16 protein-coding genes are annotated in these 17,454 nt (G+C 41.9%); 4 read left to right on the top strand and 12 right to left on the bottom strand.

The window, feature by feature from the left end; genetic code table 11:
• Positions 1-44 precede the first annotated feature (44 nt).
• Positions 45-1,070 (bottom strand): MBL fold metallo-hydrolase, encoded by a 1,026-nt coding sequence (locus PAT01_RS05845; protein WP_371370264.1) that lies wholly within the window; start codon positions 1,068-1,070, stop codon positions 45-47.
• Between the two features lie 182 nt (positions 1,071-1,252).
• Between PAT01_RS05845 and PAT01_RS05840 the strand changes: the two genes are divergently transcribed.
• A complete protein-coding gene (locus PAT01_RS05840) occupies positions 1,253-1,846 on the top strand; it encodes a TetR/AcrR family transcriptional regulator (RefSeq protein WP_154945149.1) in 594 nt (197 codons plus the stop codon).
• 57 nt (positions 1,847-1,903) lie between these two features.
• Here PAT01_RS05840 and PAT01_RS05835 read toward each other — a convergent pair whose 3' ends face one another.
• Positions 1,904-2,143 (bottom strand): RNA recognition motif domain-containing protein, encoded by a 240-nt coding sequence (locus PAT01_RS05835; RefSeq protein ID WP_024033770.1) that lies wholly within the window; start codon positions 2,141-2,143, stop codon positions 1,904-1,906.
• A 215-nt stretch (positions 2,144-2,358) separates the two neighbouring features.
• On the opposite strand from PAT01_RS05835, the gene PAT01_RS05830 reads away from it, so the two are divergent.
• On the top strand, positions 2,359-3,636 hold the full coding sequence (locus tag PAT01_RS05830; RefSeq protein ID WP_154945147.1) for a VCBS domain-containing protein: 1,278 nt from the start codon (positions 2,359-2,361) through the stop codon (positions 3,634-3,636).
• Here PAT01_RS05830 and PAT01_RS05825 read toward each other — a convergent pair.
• On the bottom strand, positions 3,625-4,563 hold the full coding sequence (locus PAT01_RS05825) for a LysR family transcriptional regulator (protein WP_096042013.1): 939 nt from the start codon (positions 4,561-4,563) through the stop codon (positions 3,625-3,627). The two genes, PAT01_RS05830 and PAT01_RS05825, sit on opposite strands and share 12 nt — an antisense overlap.
• A 148-nt stretch (positions 4,564-4,711) precedes the next feature.
• On the opposite strand from PAT01_RS05825, the gene PAT01_RS05820 reads away from it, so the two are divergent.
• Positions 4,712-5,944, top strand: a complete 1,233-nt coding sequence (locus PAT01_RS05820) for an efflux RND transporter periplasmic adaptor subunit (RefSeq protein ID WP_154945145.1) — start codon at positions 4,712-4,714, stop codon at positions 5,942-5,944.
• A gap of 2 nt (positions 5,945-5,946) precedes the next feature.
• Positions 5,947-9,075 carry an efflux RND transporter permease subunit gene (locus PAT01_RS05815; protein ID WP_154945143.1) on the top strand — a complete coding sequence of 1,043 codons (3,129 nt, stop codon included), beginning with the start codon at positions 5,947-5,949 and terminating at the stop codon, positions 9,073-9,075.
• Between the two features lie 64 nt (positions 9,076-9,139).
• On the opposite strand, the gene lipA is transcribed toward PAT01_RS05815, so the two are convergent.
• From lipA to rsfS, 9 genes are all read right to left on the bottom strand, one after another.
• The gene (gene lipA / locus PAT01_RS05810) at positions 9,140-10,105 is read right to left on the bottom strand and encodes a lipoyl synthase (RefSeq protein ID WP_004585911.1); all 966 of its coding nucleotides are present in this window, start codon (positions 10,103-10,105) and stop codon (positions 9,140-9,142) included.
• Positions 10,102-10,755, bottom strand: coding sequence for a lipoyl(octanoyl) transferase LipB (gene lipB, locus PAT01_RS05805; protein ID WP_004585912.1), 654 nt, complete (start codon positions 10,753-10,755; stop codon positions 10,102-10,104). The genes lipA and lipB overlap by 4 nt, the downstream gene beginning before the upstream one ends.
• 19 nt (positions 10,756-10,774) lie before the next feature.
• Positions 10,775-11,053, bottom strand: a complete 279-nt coding sequence (gene ybeD, locus PAT01_RS05800; RefSeq protein WP_024033764.1) for a DUF493 family protein YbeD — start codon at positions 11,051-11,053, stop codon at positions 10,775-10,777.
• Positions 11,054-11,394: 341 nt separating this feature from the next.
• Positions 11,395-12,555 (bottom strand): serine hydrolase, encoded by a 1,161-nt coding sequence (locus PAT01_RS05795; RefSeq protein ID WP_004585914.1) that lies wholly within the window; start codon positions 12,553-12,555, stop codon positions 11,395-11,397.
• Between the two features lie 310 nt (positions 12,556-12,865).
• Positions 12,866-13,630: a septal ring lytic transglycosylase RlpA family protein gene (locus PAT01_RS05790; RefSeq protein WP_154945141.1), complete on the bottom strand. Its 765-nt coding sequence runs from the start codon at positions 13,628-13,630 to the stop codon at positions 12,866-12,868.
• Entirely contained in the window at positions 13,630-14,736 is a 1,107-nt protein-coding gene (gene rodA / locus PAT01_RS05785; protein WP_004585916.1) for a rod shape-determining protein RodA, read from the bottom strand. The genes PAT01_RS05790 and rodA overlap by 1 nt, the downstream gene beginning before the upstream one ends.
• On the bottom strand, positions 14,733-16,613 hold the full coding sequence (gene mrdA / locus PAT01_RS05780) for a penicillin-binding protein 2 (protein ID WP_154945139.1): 1,881 nt from the start codon (positions 16,611-16,613) through the stop codon (positions 14,733-14,735). The genes rodA and mrdA overlap by 4 nt, the downstream gene beginning before the upstream one ends.
• A 9-nt stretch (positions 16,614-16,622) precedes the next feature.
• A complete protein-coding gene (gene rlmH, locus PAT01_RS05775) occupies positions 16,623-17,093 on the bottom strand; it encodes a 23S rRNA (pseudouridine(1915)-N(3))-methyltransferase RlmH (protein WP_004585918.1) in 471 nt (156 codons plus the stop codon).
• Positions 17,094-17,129: 36 nt separating this feature from the next.
• Positions 17,130-17,447, bottom strand: a complete 318-nt coding sequence (rsfS, locus tag PAT01_RS05770) for a ribosome silencing factor (protein ID WP_024033760.1) — start codon at positions 17,445-17,447, stop codon at positions 17,130-17,132.
• Between the last annotated feature and the right edge of the window lie 7 nt (positions 17,448-17,454).

Raw genomic sequence — 17,454 nt, 5'->3', positions numbered from 1 at the left:
TTAATTAACACCTTGTAATAAATACCTTTAAAACACCTACCAAATTAGTTTTTCCACCATTTATGGGTTATTGCAGCGTCGGTAGGGGTAAATATTTGTCCAAATTCGGGTGTACTCAATGTTACGTTATTTATGTTGCTTGCAGCCGTTACTCGTTCAAATGGGTCAACCCAAGCATGAAACGCCAAGTCAAACGTACCGTTATGAATAGGCACTAAAGTTTTACCTTGTAAATCAATATGAGCTTGAACCGATTGCTCTGGTGTCATGTGTATATCGGCCCAATCTTTGTCGTAGGCGCCTGTCTCAATTAGGGTTAAATCAAAAGGACCGTACTTGTTACCAATTTCTTTAAAGCCTGCGAAATAACCCGAATCACCACTAAAATAAACACTTTGCTGGGAGGTTTTAATAACCCACGAACCCCAAAGTGTGTTGTTTGCATCACTTAATCCACGGCCCGAAAAATGCTGGGTAGGAGTAAAGGCAACTAATGCATGTTCGGTTTGTAACTCCTGCCACCAGTTAAATGTGCTAATTTTGTTTTCATTCACTCCCCACTTAACTAAATCGGTATCTACACCAAGTGGCACATAAAACTGCTTAGTTTTTGCAGACAGCTTTTTAATAGCTGATTTATCAAGGTGATCGTAATGGTTGTGCGAAATAAGCACCTTATCGATTGGTGGCAGTTCGCTAATACTAATAGGTAATTTAGAAAAGCGCTTTGGCCCTACAAAAGAAAAAGGAGATGCGCGCTCACTAAATACCGGATCGAGTAACCAGTATTCGCCATGCACTTTTAAAAGCACGCTAGAGTGGCCAAGTTTAATGACATGCACAGTATTATTTGCAAGGGAGTTAAGCATTTTTGCTGTAACACTTTTAATTGCAATGGGCTTTTTAGGTGTAATGTTGGTACGCTTTTCTGTTATGTAACGCCCTAAAATTCCGAGTGTTTTCTTAAAGCTATTCGGCTCAACCTGTTGATGGTTATGAAATCTACCATTTTCGTAGTTATCTACATTAGGTGCTTCATTAACACCTTGCGCAACTATCTGTTTATTCACGCTACAACCTCCAAAAACAATGATGGCGATGATCACAACTACCCATTTTATAAATGTCATCGTTAAACCTTAAAGTAAACTAATGAGTGTAGTTTTTCATTGTTTTGATGAAAAGTAAACTATACAGTGCATTTTTTTATTGTTTAGTTAAAATGTAGCTATTAACAATTGCAGAACCCATTATGAAATTATCAGAAAAAAAACGCATAAATATTCTTCAAGCAGCAGAGCATCTGTTTTTTGAAAAAGGTGTAGAGCACACTAGTATGGATCAAGTTGCTGCAAAAGCGGAGGCTTCTAAGCGAACTGTTTATAATCACTTTGCGACAAAAGAAGAGCTATTTCAGGCTATTTTAACGACTATGCTGGCTAAAATTAATCATGGTGATGTTATTTACTTTAATAAAAATCAACCAATTGATTTGCAGCTTACTGCTATTGCCGAGCAAGAAGTGGCTATGCTTACATCGCCTGATTTTTTACGTTTAGCTAAAATTGCCTTTATGCAAATGCTACAAGAGCCGCAGCTAGCAAAGTTTTTAAGTAATAATACTATGGGGTGTATGACTTATTTAGAAGATTTTTTAGAGCAAGCTAGAACAGCAGGTGTTTTAAAAGGTGATGAGCTAAATATAGCTGCTAAACAGTTTGTGTATCAATTAAAATCGTTTGTGTTTTATCCGCTACTTTATGGGTTTGAAACAATAACAGAGCAGCAAAATAATAAAGTAATTGAACAAACAGTCAGCTTATTTCTGGCTAAATATAAAGCATAAACTTAAAACGTAAAAAACCAGCAAATAGCTGGTTTTAATAATATAGCAAGTAACTAATTACTCATCTGCGTATTTTACGCGAATTTTGCTTTTATCAACGCTTAATTGATTAAGTGCTTTAATAGCGCTTCTACTTTCTATGTCGTTTGGCATTTCTACAAAGGCAAAACCTTTTGATAAACCAGTGTCTTTATCAAGCACCAAGTTACAGGTAGTTACTTTACCGTGTGCTGCAAACAACGTGCGAAGGTCTTGCTCTGTGGTAGCGCGAGACAAATTACGAACTAATAATTTCATATATAACCTAAATGAGGGGTTCGCTGAGGATTATCTCAAGTAACTTGGTTTTAACCTAATTTTATTTTTACCCTTTTATTTAAAGTTGTTTTTTACAAATAGCTCAGCTAACAATTATAAAACCATACTGGTAATAAAGATCTAGTTATTAAAACAAATAATTGGTAAGTTATATTTTACTTTATTTACTTACCATTAACCTGGGATGGTTGTTTATGTCAAAGTTTGGCTTGCGTGTTTTAACAATTTCTTCTGTTTGTTCTTTGGGTATTTTAGCTGTAGGGTGCGGCAGCTCAGGGTCAAATAGTGAGCCTGTAAATGCATCGGTTGTAGCGCTAAGCGCCGCGGTAATTAGCGGTCAAACAACTGTAAGTATTGAAAACACCCGCGATATAGCAATTACAGGTGAACTATCTATAACGGATGCACAAGCCAATGAGGCAGTATTTGAAACGCAAAGCAATAACATCACAACTTATGGTTCATTTAGCTTAACTGAGGATGGTAATTGGTCATATACACTTAATGGCGAGCATGCCTCTGTGAGTGCACTAAACGAGGGCGAAACCTTACTTGATGAGATAACCGTCACATCGGTAGATGGCACCGAAGCGACAGTGTCTATAAGCATTATAGGCACTGCAGGCCGTGATGATTTTATAGTAACGCAAGAAACAACCCTCAATGCCGATGGCGAAAACACAGGGCTAAGTGCTTATACATTAATAGAAAATGCGTTTAGTGAAGGTGCAATTGAATCGCCTGATATGTATAGCGGGAATCATCAAGATGTTGTGCATATTATTGAAGATACTGACTCAATCGTAGGTAATCACTTTGTGTTTTTAGCACATCGTGATGAAGACCAAGATAAAGATAAGGGCGAAACTGACCGCCAGCGCAACGAAATAAAAGCCTTTGATAAATCGCCCGCCGCAACACTTGCCTTTAAAGACGAAACCGTACAATACAGTTGGAAGTTTAAAGTCTCTAGCGAGCTTGAGCTAAGTAGTAAATTTAGTCACTTTTTTCAAATAAAAGCCCGTAACGACAGCAACGACAATACCAATGGCAACGACGACCAACCTATTATTACGCTCTCTGGTGCACAAAAAAACAGTACAGGTAATCAGCTGCAAGTACGTTATAGCGCAGGCTTTGATGAAAACGGTAACAGCACAGGGCTTGATAAAAACCTTATCGAAACCGACTGGTCACTTATTACTGATGAATGGATTGCGGTATTTGTACAAGCTACTTTTAGTGAAGCGGGGCAATTTGAAATGACCCTAACCCGGTTAAGTGACAACGAAGAGCTATTTAGCATTAGCGAGCAAAACATAGATATGTGGCGTGGCTTTAGCGATGATGACTTTGCCCGTCCTAAATGGGGTATCTATCGTTCAATAGTCGAAACCGATAGCCTTCGCGCTGAAGAAGAGCAAGTAAGATTTGCTGATTTTGTGATTAAAAAAGGCGTTTTAGCGCAGTAAATATTTGCCTAGTTTTTTATCGTGGCTACTTACACGTTGTTGAATAATAGCCACTATGTGACGGCGTATCCACTGCAAACCGGCATCGTTGTCTTGGCGCTTATGCCAAATAACAGAGACGGGTGTTGGTGGCGTATCAATAGGGCTTTTTAAAACCACGAGCTTATTGGTAAATATTTCCTGCTCAAGCGCTATTGAGGGGAGGACACAAATAAGATCGGTATTTTTAAGAATGTTAGGTACATTTGCCGCGTTATTTACCGTCATCGCTACTCGGCGCTTTAACCCTAATACTCTTAGTGCTTGATCAGATGGCCCTAAAATATCGCCCGTAATTGATACTAATAAATGATCTGTATTAGCAAAGTCAGTAATACTTAAAGGGGCATTAGCAAGCGGGTGGTCAGGGCGCATAAGTACAACATATTTAGGCTTTAATAAGTGCTCGGCTCTAATAACGTTTTCAGACAGGGTGTAGCGATTAATTGCCAGTTCGGCTTCGGCGTCTTTAAGTACATTGGCAGCCTCTACCGCCCGATTAGGGATTGCATGGATATTAATGCCTGGGGCCTGCTGCTCAATAATTTTACGAAGAGGCCCCCATATCATTTCTACAAATATATCAGCGGCAGAAATACGAAAAGTGCGCTGCGCTGTCGCTGGGTTAAATTCACTTTGGTTTATAGCATGTTCTAATGATCCAAGTGGCCCCTGTATTTGCCCCCATAAATTGTTAGCAAATGCTGTAGGTTGAATATTTCGGCCATCTTTTATAAATAACTCTTCTCCCCACGCTGCGCGCATACGTGCAAGCGCGTTAGATACCGCAGGTTGTGTCAGCGATAATTGCTCTGCTGCACGAGTGATACTGCCTTCAGTCATGATGGCATCAAAAATCATTAGTAAATTAAGCTCTTGAGGACGCATATAGCACCGTTATAAATTTTAAATGTAAGATTATTTTACATCATTTTTAGTGATGTGTTTTATACAATAATATAATTATTTTTATGCTTTTACCGCGTTCATAATATAAGCAGATTTTAACACAACTCGTACAGCAAGAGAGTTAACCATGTCAGCTATATATAAATTTACATACACGTTTATTATTGCGCTATTAGCGATAATACTGGGTGCATGCAGCGATAAACCAAGTTCTATTCAAAGTAATGATGATTCTACGCAAGGGGTGGCCGTAGAAGTGGCCGAAGTAATAAGTCAGCGAATAACCGAGTGGGACAGCTTTACAGGGCGGCTAGAGTCGCCGCAAATAGTGTCTTTGCGTCCTCGCGTATCTGGTTATATTGAAGCGGCAGTATTTGAAGAGGGTGAGCTGGTAAATAAAGGCGACACCTTATTTTTAATTGATAGCCGCGAATTTAATGCACAAGTAAACCGCCTAACAGCGCAACTTGATGAAGCAAAAAGCCGCTTAAAACTAGCAAAGCAAGATTTTAATCGAGCTAAAGAGCTATTTAAAAGTAAATCAATATCTAAAGAGTTATTAGAGACCCGAGGCGCAGAGGTTGACCAAGCAAATGCCTACGTAGCACAAAGTAATGCATCCCTTGAGCTTGCACAGCTAAACAAAACCTTTACACGCGTAGAAGCGCCTATTTCTGGGCGAGTGTCTCGTGCGTTAATTACCGAGGGCAACTATGTCAGTGCAGGGCAAACTGTAATGACCTCTATTGTCTCTACAGAGCAAGTATATGCCTATTTTGATATTGATGAAGCAACATGGCTTAACTATCAACAAGCGCACCTTGATAACAATCAATCTACCGCGTTACCTGTGGCGATGCGTTTAGCGAATGAGCAAGATTACCAACACTGGGGCAATCTTGATTTTGTTGATAACCAAGTAAATACCCAAACCGGTACATTACGCGTGCGGGCTGTATTTAATAATCAAGACGGCGCGCTTTTACCTGGGTTATTCGCCCATTTAAAGTTAGCAGGGGGCAATACTGAGCAAGGTATTTTAATTGCTGAGAAAGCCATTGGTACTGATTTAAATAATAAATACGTTTTAACGGTTGATGAGCAAAATAAAGTGCAATACCGTGCCATTACTTTAGGCGACAAAGTGGGTGAGCTACGAGTTATTAAACAAGGTTTAAAAAGCGGCGAACGCATAGTAGTTAATGGCTTGCAGCGCGTGCGCTCTGGCGTACTCATTACGCCAGAGTTAATTAATATGGCAAAGCAAAGTACTTTAAACGAGTTACAAGCTTGGCAGCAAAAGGTTGATAATCAAAACCGCTTAGCCAATGCCGAGCCAACACTTGAAATAGGCATGTAATAATGAATTTTTCTCAGTTTTTTATTCATCGACCTATTTTTGCAGCGGTTTTATCTATTCTTATTTTTATAGGGGGTGCCATAGCCATATGGCAATTACCTATTACAGAATACCCAGATGTAGTACCCCCAACAGTTGTTGTTACAGCTAACTACCCAGGTGCCAATCCTAAGGTAATAGCCGAAACCGTGGCCACAGTGCTTGAACAAGAGATAAACGGCGTAGAAAACATGCTGTACCAGTCATCGCTTGCAAACTCTGCCGGCACCATGACATTAACAGTCACCTTTGCGATAGGGAGCGACCCTGACGAAGCAACTACCTTGGTACAAAATAGGGTTAATAGAGCAATACCCCGCCTACCAGAGGAAGTACAAAGGCTAGGTGTAGTCACCGAAAAGTCATCACCCAACCTTACCCTCGCGGTACACATAACTTCGCCTACAGGGCGATACGACAGTTTGTACCTGTCTAATTATAGCGATCAATTTATAAAAGATGAGCTAAAGCGCATTAATGGCGTGGGCCAAGTACGTGTATTTGGCGCAGGCGATTACAGTATGCGTGTGTGGCTAGAGCCTAACAAATTAGCGGCGCTCAATTTAAATCCAAGTGATGTAGTCAATGCTATTCGCTCGCAAAATCAGCAAGCTGCGGCAGGAAGCCTAGGCGCACAACCCATAGGCACCAGTGAGTTTCAATGGCTTATCAATGTAGAAGGGCGCTTAATAGAGCAAAATGAATTTGAAGAAATAATCGTAAAAACGGGCGATAACGGCGAAATTACACTGCTAAAAGATGTTGCTAGAGTAGAGCTAGGTGCAGATAGTTATACCCTTAGGCCACTTCTTAATAATGAATCCATTGCCGCTGTGCCTGTTTTTCAAGCGCCAGGCTCTAATGCATTACAAATTTCTGACGATGTGCGCGCTAAAATGGCTGAACTGTCGGCGCTATTTCCAGAGGGCATGAGCTATGAAATAGTGTATGACCCTACCGTATTTGTAAGGGGCTCTATTGAAGCTGTAGTCGATACATTATTTGAAGCGGTTTTATTAGTTGTGTTGGTCATCGTGCTGTTTTTACAAACATGGCGAGCATCTATTATTCCGCTGGTGGCAGTGCCAATTTCATTAGTGGGCACCTTTGCTTTTATGCACTTAATGGGATTTTCACTTAATGCGTTGTCGTTATTTGGCTTGGTGTTAGCAATCGGTATTGTTGTTGATGATGCCATTGTTGTGGTCGAAAACGTTGAAAGAAACATCAGTGAGGGATTAAGCCCCATTGATGCAACCACTCAAGCAATGAAAGAAGTAACAGGGCCTATTATTGCCACTACTTTAGTGCTTGCTGCGGTGTTTATTCCTACTGCGTTTATGAGCGGTTTAACAGGGCAATTTTATCGTCAATTTGCTCTTACAATTACTATTTCAACAGTGCTTTCTGCCATTAACTCGCTTACGCTGAGCCCAGCGCTGGCTGCATTATTACTCAAACCTCATGGGCAAGACAACGATTGGTTAAGTCGTGCCATTAATAAATTATTTGGCCGTTGGTTATTTGCGCCTTTTAACAAAATGTTCGATAAAGCCTCGGGTAAATACACAGGAGCCGTTGGCCGAATAGTGCATAAAGGCGGCATAATTGGTGTGCTATACGTTGGTTTACTGGCCTTAACGTGGCAGCAGTTTGAAAATACGCCAACAGGGTATGTTCCGCCGCAGGATAAAATGTATCTCGTCGCTTTTGCGCAATTACCTAATGCAGCATCGCTAGATCGCTCTGAAGCGGTGGTTCGCCAAATGTCAGAGATAATCAGGGCGCACCCAGGCGTTAGTGACGCCGTCGCCTTTGCAGGTTTAAGCATTAATGGTTTATCTATAAACCCAAGTTCGGGGATGATGTTTACACCGTTAGAGCCGTTTTCAAAGCGGCAGGGCCCGCGCATGTCGGCAGCTGAAATAGCGGAAGATTTAAATAAACAACTTAGTCAAATAAAAGGCGCTAATGTTGCTATATTTCCGCCTCCTCCAGTAAGGGGAATGGGCACCATTGGTGGCTTTAGGCTGCAGCTTGAAGATAGAGGCTCATTAGGGTTTGACACCTTGCAGCAAGTAACAAATGAAGTAATTGCTAAGGCTAAAGCCGACCCCGCCCTTGCTAATGCGTTTACCAGTTTTACAACCGACGTACCACAGCTAGATGTAAAGGTAGACCGTAAAAAGGCACTAAGCTTAGGGCTTGAAATAAACACCTTATTTGAAGCGATGCAAGGCTATTTGGGCACAGTTTATGTGAACGACTTTAATTTATTTGGTCGCACGTACCAGGTAAATGTGCAGGCCGATGCACCCTACAGGGAAGATGTAGAGCAAATTAAGCAATTAAAAGTGCGCAATAAAAATGGCGATATGATCCCCCTTGGCGCAGTGCTTAGTATTGAACATAGTTTAGGGCCGGATAGAGTAATGCATTATAACGGCTATGTTACGGCTGAGGTTAACGGCGTACCCGCACCAGGGTATAGCTCTGGCCAAGCTAAAGCCGCAATAGAAAAAATACTCGATGAAACACTGCCAATGGGTATTGCGTATGAGTGGACAGACATAACCTATCAGCAAATTTTAGCGGGCGATACTTCAATGTATGTATTTCCACTTATTGTATTGCTTGTATTTTTGGTTTTAGCAGCGCAGTACGAAAGCTTACGTTTGCCTGTCGCTATTATTTTAATTGTGCCTATGACATTGCTAAGTGCGCTGATTGGTGTGGCTATTTATGGTGGTGATAATAATATTTTCACCCAAATTGGCCTAATCGTGTTGTTTGGACTTGCCACTAAAAACGCTATTTTAATTGTTGAGTTTGCAAAAGAGCTACAAGATACAGGTATGGATGCATTTAATGCCATTAAAGAGGCGAGCCGGTTGCGATTACGCCCAATATTAATGACCTCAATAGCATTTATTATGGGGGTTGTACCTATGGTGTTTTCATCGGGAGCAGGCTCTGAAATGCGCCAAGCTATGGGCGTTGCGGTATTTTCTGGCATGATAGGCGTAACGGTATTTGGCTTAATACTTACACCTGTGTTTTATTATATACTTAAACGCAGTGGTAAAAATTAAAGCGACAAAAAAGCCCTTAGCAACTTAATTGCTAAGGGCTTTTTTAATGCGTTTTAAAAAGTAATTATTTTACTTCTTTACCTGCAGCTTGTTGGTCAGCGTGATAGCTTGAACGAACAAATGGGCCAGAGGCAGCATGCGTAAAGCCAATTTCATCAGCGTATTCTTTCAGTGCGTCAAATTCCGCTGGTGGCACGTAACGTTTAACTGGCAAGTGATGCTTAGAAGGCTGTAAGTATTGGCCAACGGTAAGCATGTCAACGTTATGCGCACGTAGGTCACGTAATACTTCTTCTATTTCACTAATTTCTTCACCTAGGCCAACCATTAAGCCAGACTTAGTTTTTACCTCTGGGTGCGCTTCTTTAAAGCGACGAAGTAATTCTAACGACCATTTATAATCGGCACCTGGGCGCGCAAGCTTGTACAAACGCGGGGCAGTTTCTAGATTGTGATTAAACACATCAGGTGGCGTTTCAATTAAAATTTCCAGTGCGCGGTCCATACGACCACGAAAATCTGGCACTAAAATCTCAATAGTAATGGTTGGGTTGTGCTTACGGATTTCGCGAATACAATCGGCAAAATGCTGTGCGCCGCCATCACGTAAATCATCACGGTCAACCGAGGTAATAACCACGTAGCTAAGCTTCATGTCTTTAATTGTCAGTGCAAGCTTTTCAGGCTCTGCTGCATCAGGTTTTAGTGGGCGACCATGGGCAACATCACAAAATGGGCAACGACGAGTACAAATAGCACCTAAAATCATAAAGGTAGCAGTACCGTGGTTAAAACACTCAGAAAGGTTAGGGCACGAGGCCTCTTCACATACTGAGTGTAAGCCGTGCTTGCGCATAGCTTGTTTTATACCGTCGATACGCTCGGTAGATTTTGGTAAGCGAATTTTAAGCCACTCTGGCTTGCGCAACATTTCAGTTTTTTCTGTAGGTAAAACTTTAACGGGGATCAACGCCATTTTTTCTGCGTCGCGTAGTTTTACACCTGGTTCCATTTTGACTGGTTTATTCATTCGTTTTCAAACCCTTCAGTATGCTTAACCTGTGTTGCATTAAGCTTCTTTATCATGTGTTTTACCAGCCCTTCACCTGCTTGTGCTAAGTTTTGAGGGCCGTTTAATTCTTTCGTTTGCACCATGTTCATGCCAGCATAACCACACGGGTTGATGCGTAAAAACGGGCTTAAGTCCATGTTAACATTTAATGCTAATCCATGAAACGAGCAACCACGACGAACACGTAATCCTAATGATGCAATTTTACTGTCGTTTACGTATACACCGGGTGCATCGGCTTTTGCGTAGGCTTTAATATCATACTCATTAAGGGTATCAATAATGCACTCTTCAAGCCATGTAACAAGCTCGCGCACACCAATTTTTAAGCGGCGCAAGTTAAATAATACATACATCATTTGTTGGCCGGGGCCATGGTAAGTAACTTGCCCGCCACGGTCTACCTTAATGACTTCTATGTCACCAGGGGCGAGTAAATGCTCATCTTTACCTGCTTGGCCTTGTGTAAATACACTCTCGTGCTCTACAAGCCAAATTTCATCTGGCGAGCTGTCGTCACGGGTGTCGGTATAGGCTTGCATTTTTTGCCAAATTGGCATGTAACGCTGACGGCCTAGTTGGCGTACGATTAAAGTGTTTTCGTTCACAACAAGTCTCAACTATGGCTTAAAGCATATGGCGTACGTCATCAATGTTGCTGATCACGTTGTAAATTTCTTCTATGTGTTTACCGCTTGTCACTGTGGCAACAAACGTTACCGACTCATAATTGCCTTTACTGCTTGGCTTTACTTTTGGTGCGTAGTCACCAGGTGCAATAGGTTGTAATTTAGCTAAAATTTGTTCCGTAAGGTTAACGTTTGCTAAACCCATAACTTTAAATGTGAACGGACATGGGTACTCAAGGTACTCATCAAATTTAGTATTTTTAACAGGTTGAACCACGACGGTGACTCCTCAAACAAAAAATGTTGGCTACGTGAGATAATATCAATCCGCAATAAGACTTAATCATTTTGCGGGGCTAAACGTGTTGCTACCTGCGTTAAAAATGCTCATTTAGAACAACTAAATAGCGATTTATTAGCCAAGTTATCAACACGTTTTTCCAGCCTCAAAATAGATTACTTAATTAACCGAATTGGTATAACGCTAAGCGTGACTGGCAGGTTTAGGGTGATCCTGCTTATATGGGGCGCATTCTAGCATTTTTCAAGCAAAAAAAAACGCCTCATAACAGAGGCGCTTCGTTTAACAACCCAACGACTGTCGGGTTATTTTTACGTTTACATAATTTGTAAACGTAAGTAGTCGTAAATTTTGCTAAAGAAGCTGCCTTCTTCCACTTCTTCAAGTGTTACTAGTGGGTATTGTGCAATGTCTTCGCCCTCTAGTTGTAAGAATAACGTACCTACTTTAGTGCCTTTCGCTAATGGTGCTTCAAGCGTGTTGTCTAGCTCAAAGTTAGCTTTAAGGTTTTTATGTTGACCACGTGGAATGGTAATTGGGGTATCTTCTAAAATACCTAACGATACATTTTCTTTATTACCCATCCAAATACGTTGTTCTGCAAAGCTGTCGCCTGCTTTGTAAGGTGTAATTGTTTCAAAAAAGCGAAATCCGTAGTTAAGTAGTTTTTTGCTTTCTACTTTACGTGCGCGCTCGCTTGATGTGCCCATAACAACCGCAATTAAACGCATGTCGTTTTTAGTCGCAGACGTTACTAAGCTGTAACCTGCCTCTGATGTGTGACCCGTTTTAATACCATCAACATCTAGGCTTTCATCCCATAACAAAGAGTTACGGTTATATTGTTTAATGCCGTTGTAAGTAAACGATTTTTGCTTATAAAGTGCGTACTCATCAGGTACATCACGAATAAGTGCAGCGCCTAGGGTCGCCATATCACGTGGGGTAGTGTAATGCTCGTCTGTATCTAAACCGTGGCTATTAATAAAGTGGCTGTTGCTCATGCCTAATTTAGCGGCATGGGCATTCATTAAATCAGCAAATGCGCTTTCGCTACCTGCAATGTGCTCAGCCATGGCTACACATGCATCATTACCTGATTGAATAATAATACCGTGGTTAAGCTCATCAACACTTATTTGCTTGCCTACTTCAATAAACATTTTTGACGATTCAGGGAAGTTTTTAGCCCAGGCTTTTTCGCTCACGGTAACCATATCGGTTGGTGCAATGTTACCGGCGTTTATTTCTGTACCAATTACATAACTGGTCATCATTTTAGTTAAGCTTGCAGGGGCTAGCTTTGTATCAGCTTCACCTTCAGCAATAACTTTACCTGTTGTAAAGTCTACTAAAAAATAACCTTTTGCATTAATTTGAGGTGGAGCCGGAATAATTTGGGCGCTGGCTGAAAATACGGCGGCTGTGCAAACTAAGCCGCATACACCTTTGAGGATTTTATGTTTAATTGATTTCATCATACTCATTAATGGTTAAAGTTAAAAATTCGCGTTAGTCCATCTTATACCCAAACTACCCCGAGATGCGAGCGTCGTTGGAATTAAAAACAACTTAGACAAGGCATTGATTGTCAATAATAGTCACTCTATTGTTCAAATCAATAACGCAGTATAAATCGTTTTTAAACCACGCTTCAGGGCGTTTCACTGAGGCTGATTTTCTGTATTGTTATTTTTTATAGGGATTGCCATTTAAAAAATAACACCTAGATTTTAAGCCCCAATACAACGCTGAATCCTACATTTTGGCGTGGTTTAGGTATTTGTCTTACTGAGTGTAAAGCAAGAACGCGTTTTGAAATTGGTTTTGTTTTAATTTTTTTAATACGTCTTGTGCATGCTGGGCATCTTTAATCGGGCCCAAATGCAAACGATATATGTTGTCTGCTTTTACTATATTAGTAGGTACTTGATACTGCAGGCGTAATGTAGAAGCTAATGCTTCAATATTGCTAAGCGTACTACCCGCAGCTACCTGTATATATGTTTTACGTGCAGGAATGCTGTCGAGCGTAATCGCCTCTAGCTTAACCTTGGCTGTACCGTGAGTGTAATAGCCTAATTTATAAGCAGCAGCATACGAAAGATCTATTATTCTGTCATCATGAAACGGCCCACGGTCGTTTACACGTACAATCACCGATTTATTGTTGGCAGTATTAGTAACGCGTACAAAGCTTGGCAGGGGTAAGGTTTTATGGGCCGCGCTCATGGCAAACATATCGTAAATTTCACCGTTTGAGGTATGGTAACCATGAAACTTACGGCCGTACCACGAAGCGATCCCTTCTTCTGTATACCCTTTTTCATCAAGCATCGGCGTATAACGTTTGCCTAACACCTCGTACGGGCGACTTGCACTGGCACTTTTTTTAACATCCACCACAACGGCATCTTGCATCTCAAGTGTGGTTGGCGCGCGTAAAGGTGCGGCATCGTGCTCCATATGATAACGACTATTAGAGCCGCTACTACATGCGCTTAACATAAATATTAAGGCTGAAATAAATAACAGCTGGGTAAGCTTATTCATTATTTTAAAAGCATCCTTTTATCTGTCGCAATTGACATAATAATGCCAAATCCGGCCATTAGCGTCACCATAGAGGTGCCGCCATAACTAATAAGGGGTAAAGGTACACCTACAACAGGCAACAAGCCCGATACCATGCCTATATTTACAAAAATATAAACAAAAAAGGTGAGGGTAAGGGCGCCGGCCAATAATTTGCCAAACGCATCTTGCGCGTTTACTGCAATGTATAAACCACGGCCGATAATAAATAAGTACAGGCTTAATAAAACACACACACCAAATAAGCCAAACTCCTCACTTAATACCGAAAATATAAAGTCGGTATGGCGCTCTGGTAAAAATTCGAGTTGTGATTGCGTGCCTTGCAACCAGCCTTTACCTTCTATACCACCAGAACCGATGGCTATTTTGGATTGAATAATATGATACCCCGAGCCAAGCGGATCGCTCTCTGGGTCTAAAAACGTTAATACGCGCTGCTTTTGGTAGTCGTGCATACCGTAGTGCCAAAATGGCCATGCAGCCAGTGCGACAACCGAGCTTAAAAAGCCAATTAAACGCCAGCTTAAACCGGATAAAAACAACACAAATATTCCTGAGCTGGCAATCAAAATTGAGGTGCCTAAATCGGGCTGTTCTTTAATTAATAAGGTAGGCAGCATCACGATGACAAAGCCAATAATTAGGTGTAATGGACGTGGCGGAAGTTGGTTACGGCCAATATACCAAGCCACCATCATAGGGACCGCTAGCTTCATAAGTTCTGAGGGCTGAAAGCGAGTAATGCCTAAATTTAACCAGCGCTGAGCGCCTTTTGAGCTCACGCCAAATAGCAATACGCCCACCAACATGAGTAACCCAACACAGTAAAGGGGGATCACTAAGCGTTTAAGTGTCGCGGGGGAGAACTGTGCAAGCACTATCATGCCTATAATAGCGCCGCCCATACGGGTGATATGGCGGATCATCATGGCCGAGTCTTGGCCGCTTGCGCTATATACTATGGTGATACTGCCTGCCATCATAAGTAATAAGGCAATTAGTAACGGTAAGTCTAAATGCATGCGCATCCATATCGAGCGCTGGGTGTTTAATACGGTCATTGCGCTGTATTCCTAGCAACTTCTATTGGGTTTGCTGCAAAATAGTAATCCATTAGCTCACGTGCAATAGGGGCACCCACAGAGCTGCCGCCACCGGTGTTTTCTACCACAATTGAAACCACAATTTTAGGGTCGTCATACGGAGCAAAACCAATATAAATCGCGTTATCGCGTTGGCGCTCCTTAAGTGATTTTGCATCGTAACGCTCACCTTGGGCAATACTCACTACTTGCGCTGTGCCTGTTTTACCCGCAGGGTCATAATTAGCGCCTTTAAAAGCACGGTGTGCCGTTCCTGTTACTTTTTTTACGGTATTGTGCATGGCATCGAGCGCGATACGCCAGTTATCAGGGTTATTAAGTACCACTGGCGGTTTTTCTTCGTTATTAATTTGCGTCACTTGGTCTTCTTTTTTAGCCACTTGTGCTAAATGCGGCGGGTGGTTTATGCCTTTATTAACCAATATGTTAGTCGCGTTAGCAATTTGAATGGGGGTGGCAGTCCAATACCCTTGGCCAATCCCCACGGAAATAGTATCGCCACGCCACCACGACTCTTTAAAGCGGCCTTCTTTCCACTCTTTTGAGGGCAATATGGCTGTGGTTTCTTCGTGTATGTCTATTCCCGATAAGTCACCAAAGCCAAAGCGCGCCATAAAATTACTAATTTTTGTTATGCCTAAGCGGTATGCCGCATCGTAAAAGTAAGTATCGCACGACTCTTCAATCGCTTTGTAAACATCTACGTGGCCGTGGCCCCAACGTTTCCAATCGCGCCATTTATGTTCAACATTCGGTATTTGAAAAAAACCAGGGTCCCACACCGAGGTGCTTTCACTGACAATGTTTTCTTCAAGTGCCAGTATAGCCATATGCGGTTTTACTGTGGAAGCTGGCGCATAGCGCCCTTGAGTGGCACGGTTAATTAGAGGGCGGTCGGGGTTTAGCAGTGCTTTATAATCTTTACTGGTAATACCATGGACAAATAAATTAGGGTCGTAACTTGGGTTTGAATAAAGTGCTAATACGCCGCCATCTTTGGCATCCATTACTACAACCGCGCCGCGCATATCTTTAAGCGCATGTTGGGCTATTTGTTGTAAACCTATATCTAAGGTAAGTACTAAATCACTGCCTGGCTGTGGGGGAGTCATACTTAATGTGCGAATAACACGGCCGCGGTTATTTACTTCAACGCGTTGAGAGCCGACTTGGCCATGCAAAAGCTGCTCGTAATATTTTTCTATGCCAAGCTTACCAATATCGTGCGTAGCGCGGTAATTTGTGGCTTGGTCTTCTTGTTCTAACTTATTAAGTTCTTTGCGGTTTAGTTTGGCAACGTAGCCTAATGCATGGGTTAGCGTATCGCCATATGGGTAAAAGCGTGCTAGGCGCGCCTCAATGCTAAAGCCCGGAAATTTATGCTGATTAACCGCAAATTGGGCCACTTCGGTTTCATCTAAGCGGGCTTTTAGTACTTGCGACTTAAAACGACGCGTATGCTTTATGTCATCAATAAAGTCTTTTTTTTGCTGCTCGGTAATCGTAATTATTTTGCTAACTTGCTCAAGCGATTTAGCTAAATCATCGACCTCTTCAGGAATAACCTCGAGGTTATAAACGGGTTTGTTTTCAGCAAGCAGTACACCGTTGCGGTCGTAAATGAGGCCACGGTTTGGCGCAATAGGAATGACTTTAATACGGTTATCGTTAGAGCGGGTTTGATAGTCGGTGTGTTCTTCTACCTGAATGGTATAAAGATTAGAAAGCAAAATTGCCACTAAGCCCAAAACAAAAATAAAACCCACAAATGCGCGCCGTGCAAATAAGTTTGCCTCAGCGGAATGGTCGCGTATTGTGGGTCTTTGCTTAATCATAACAAGGCGTTACTCGCGATGATAAGGATGGTTGTTATTTAAGCTCCAGCCTCTGTATAGGCTTTCGGCAACAATAATACGCACCAAAGGGTGCGGTAACGTTAAGTTAGATAACGACCATTTTTGCTCAGAGGCGGCAATGCACTCAGGGGCTAACCCTTCAGGGCCGCCAATAAGCAAACTAACGTCTCGGCCATCGAGCTGCCACTTTTCCATATTTTTAGCAAGCTGGTGAGTATCAAGTGGTTTACCTGTTACTTCAAGGGTAACAATGCGATTGCCTTTTGGAATAGCGGCTAAGGTTTTTTCACCTTCGGTGTGTAAAATGCGTTTAATATCGGCATTTTTACCGCGTTTACCGGCCGGAATTTCTATTAACTCAAGCGCCATATCTTTAGGAAAACGGCGTTGGTACTCTGCAAATCCGGTTTCTACCCACGCTGGCATTTTTGTGCCAACGGCAATCATTTGTATTTTCACGTAATACTTCCAAGCTCAATTAAAAAATAGTGGCGCTTAGCCCCACAGTTTTTCTAGATCGTAATAGCTACGTGCGTGATCTTGCATCACGTGTACAACTACATCACCTAAATCTACCAGTACCCATTCGCCTTCGTCTTGACCTTCGTAACCTAAAGGTTCTTCGCCAGCGTGGCGAGCTTCTTTTGCTACGTTATCGGCAATTGATTGCACATGACGCTTAGAAGTACCCGAACACACAACCATGTAATCGGTAATGTCTGAGCTGTCACGTACGTCTAGTTGTACCACGTCGCGTGCTTTCATATCGTCAATTTTGTCTAGTGCAAAGGCAAGTAGTTGTTTCGAATCCAAGGTATTG

The sequence above is a fragment of the Pseudoalteromonas atlantica genome, assembly GCA_007988745.1.
Taxonomy (GTDB): Bacteria; Pseudomonadota; Gammaproteobacteria; order Enterobacterales; family Alteromonadaceae; genus Pseudoalteromonas; species Pseudoalteromonas atlantica.
This window is presented reverse-complemented; position numbering and strand designations above follow the sequence as displayed.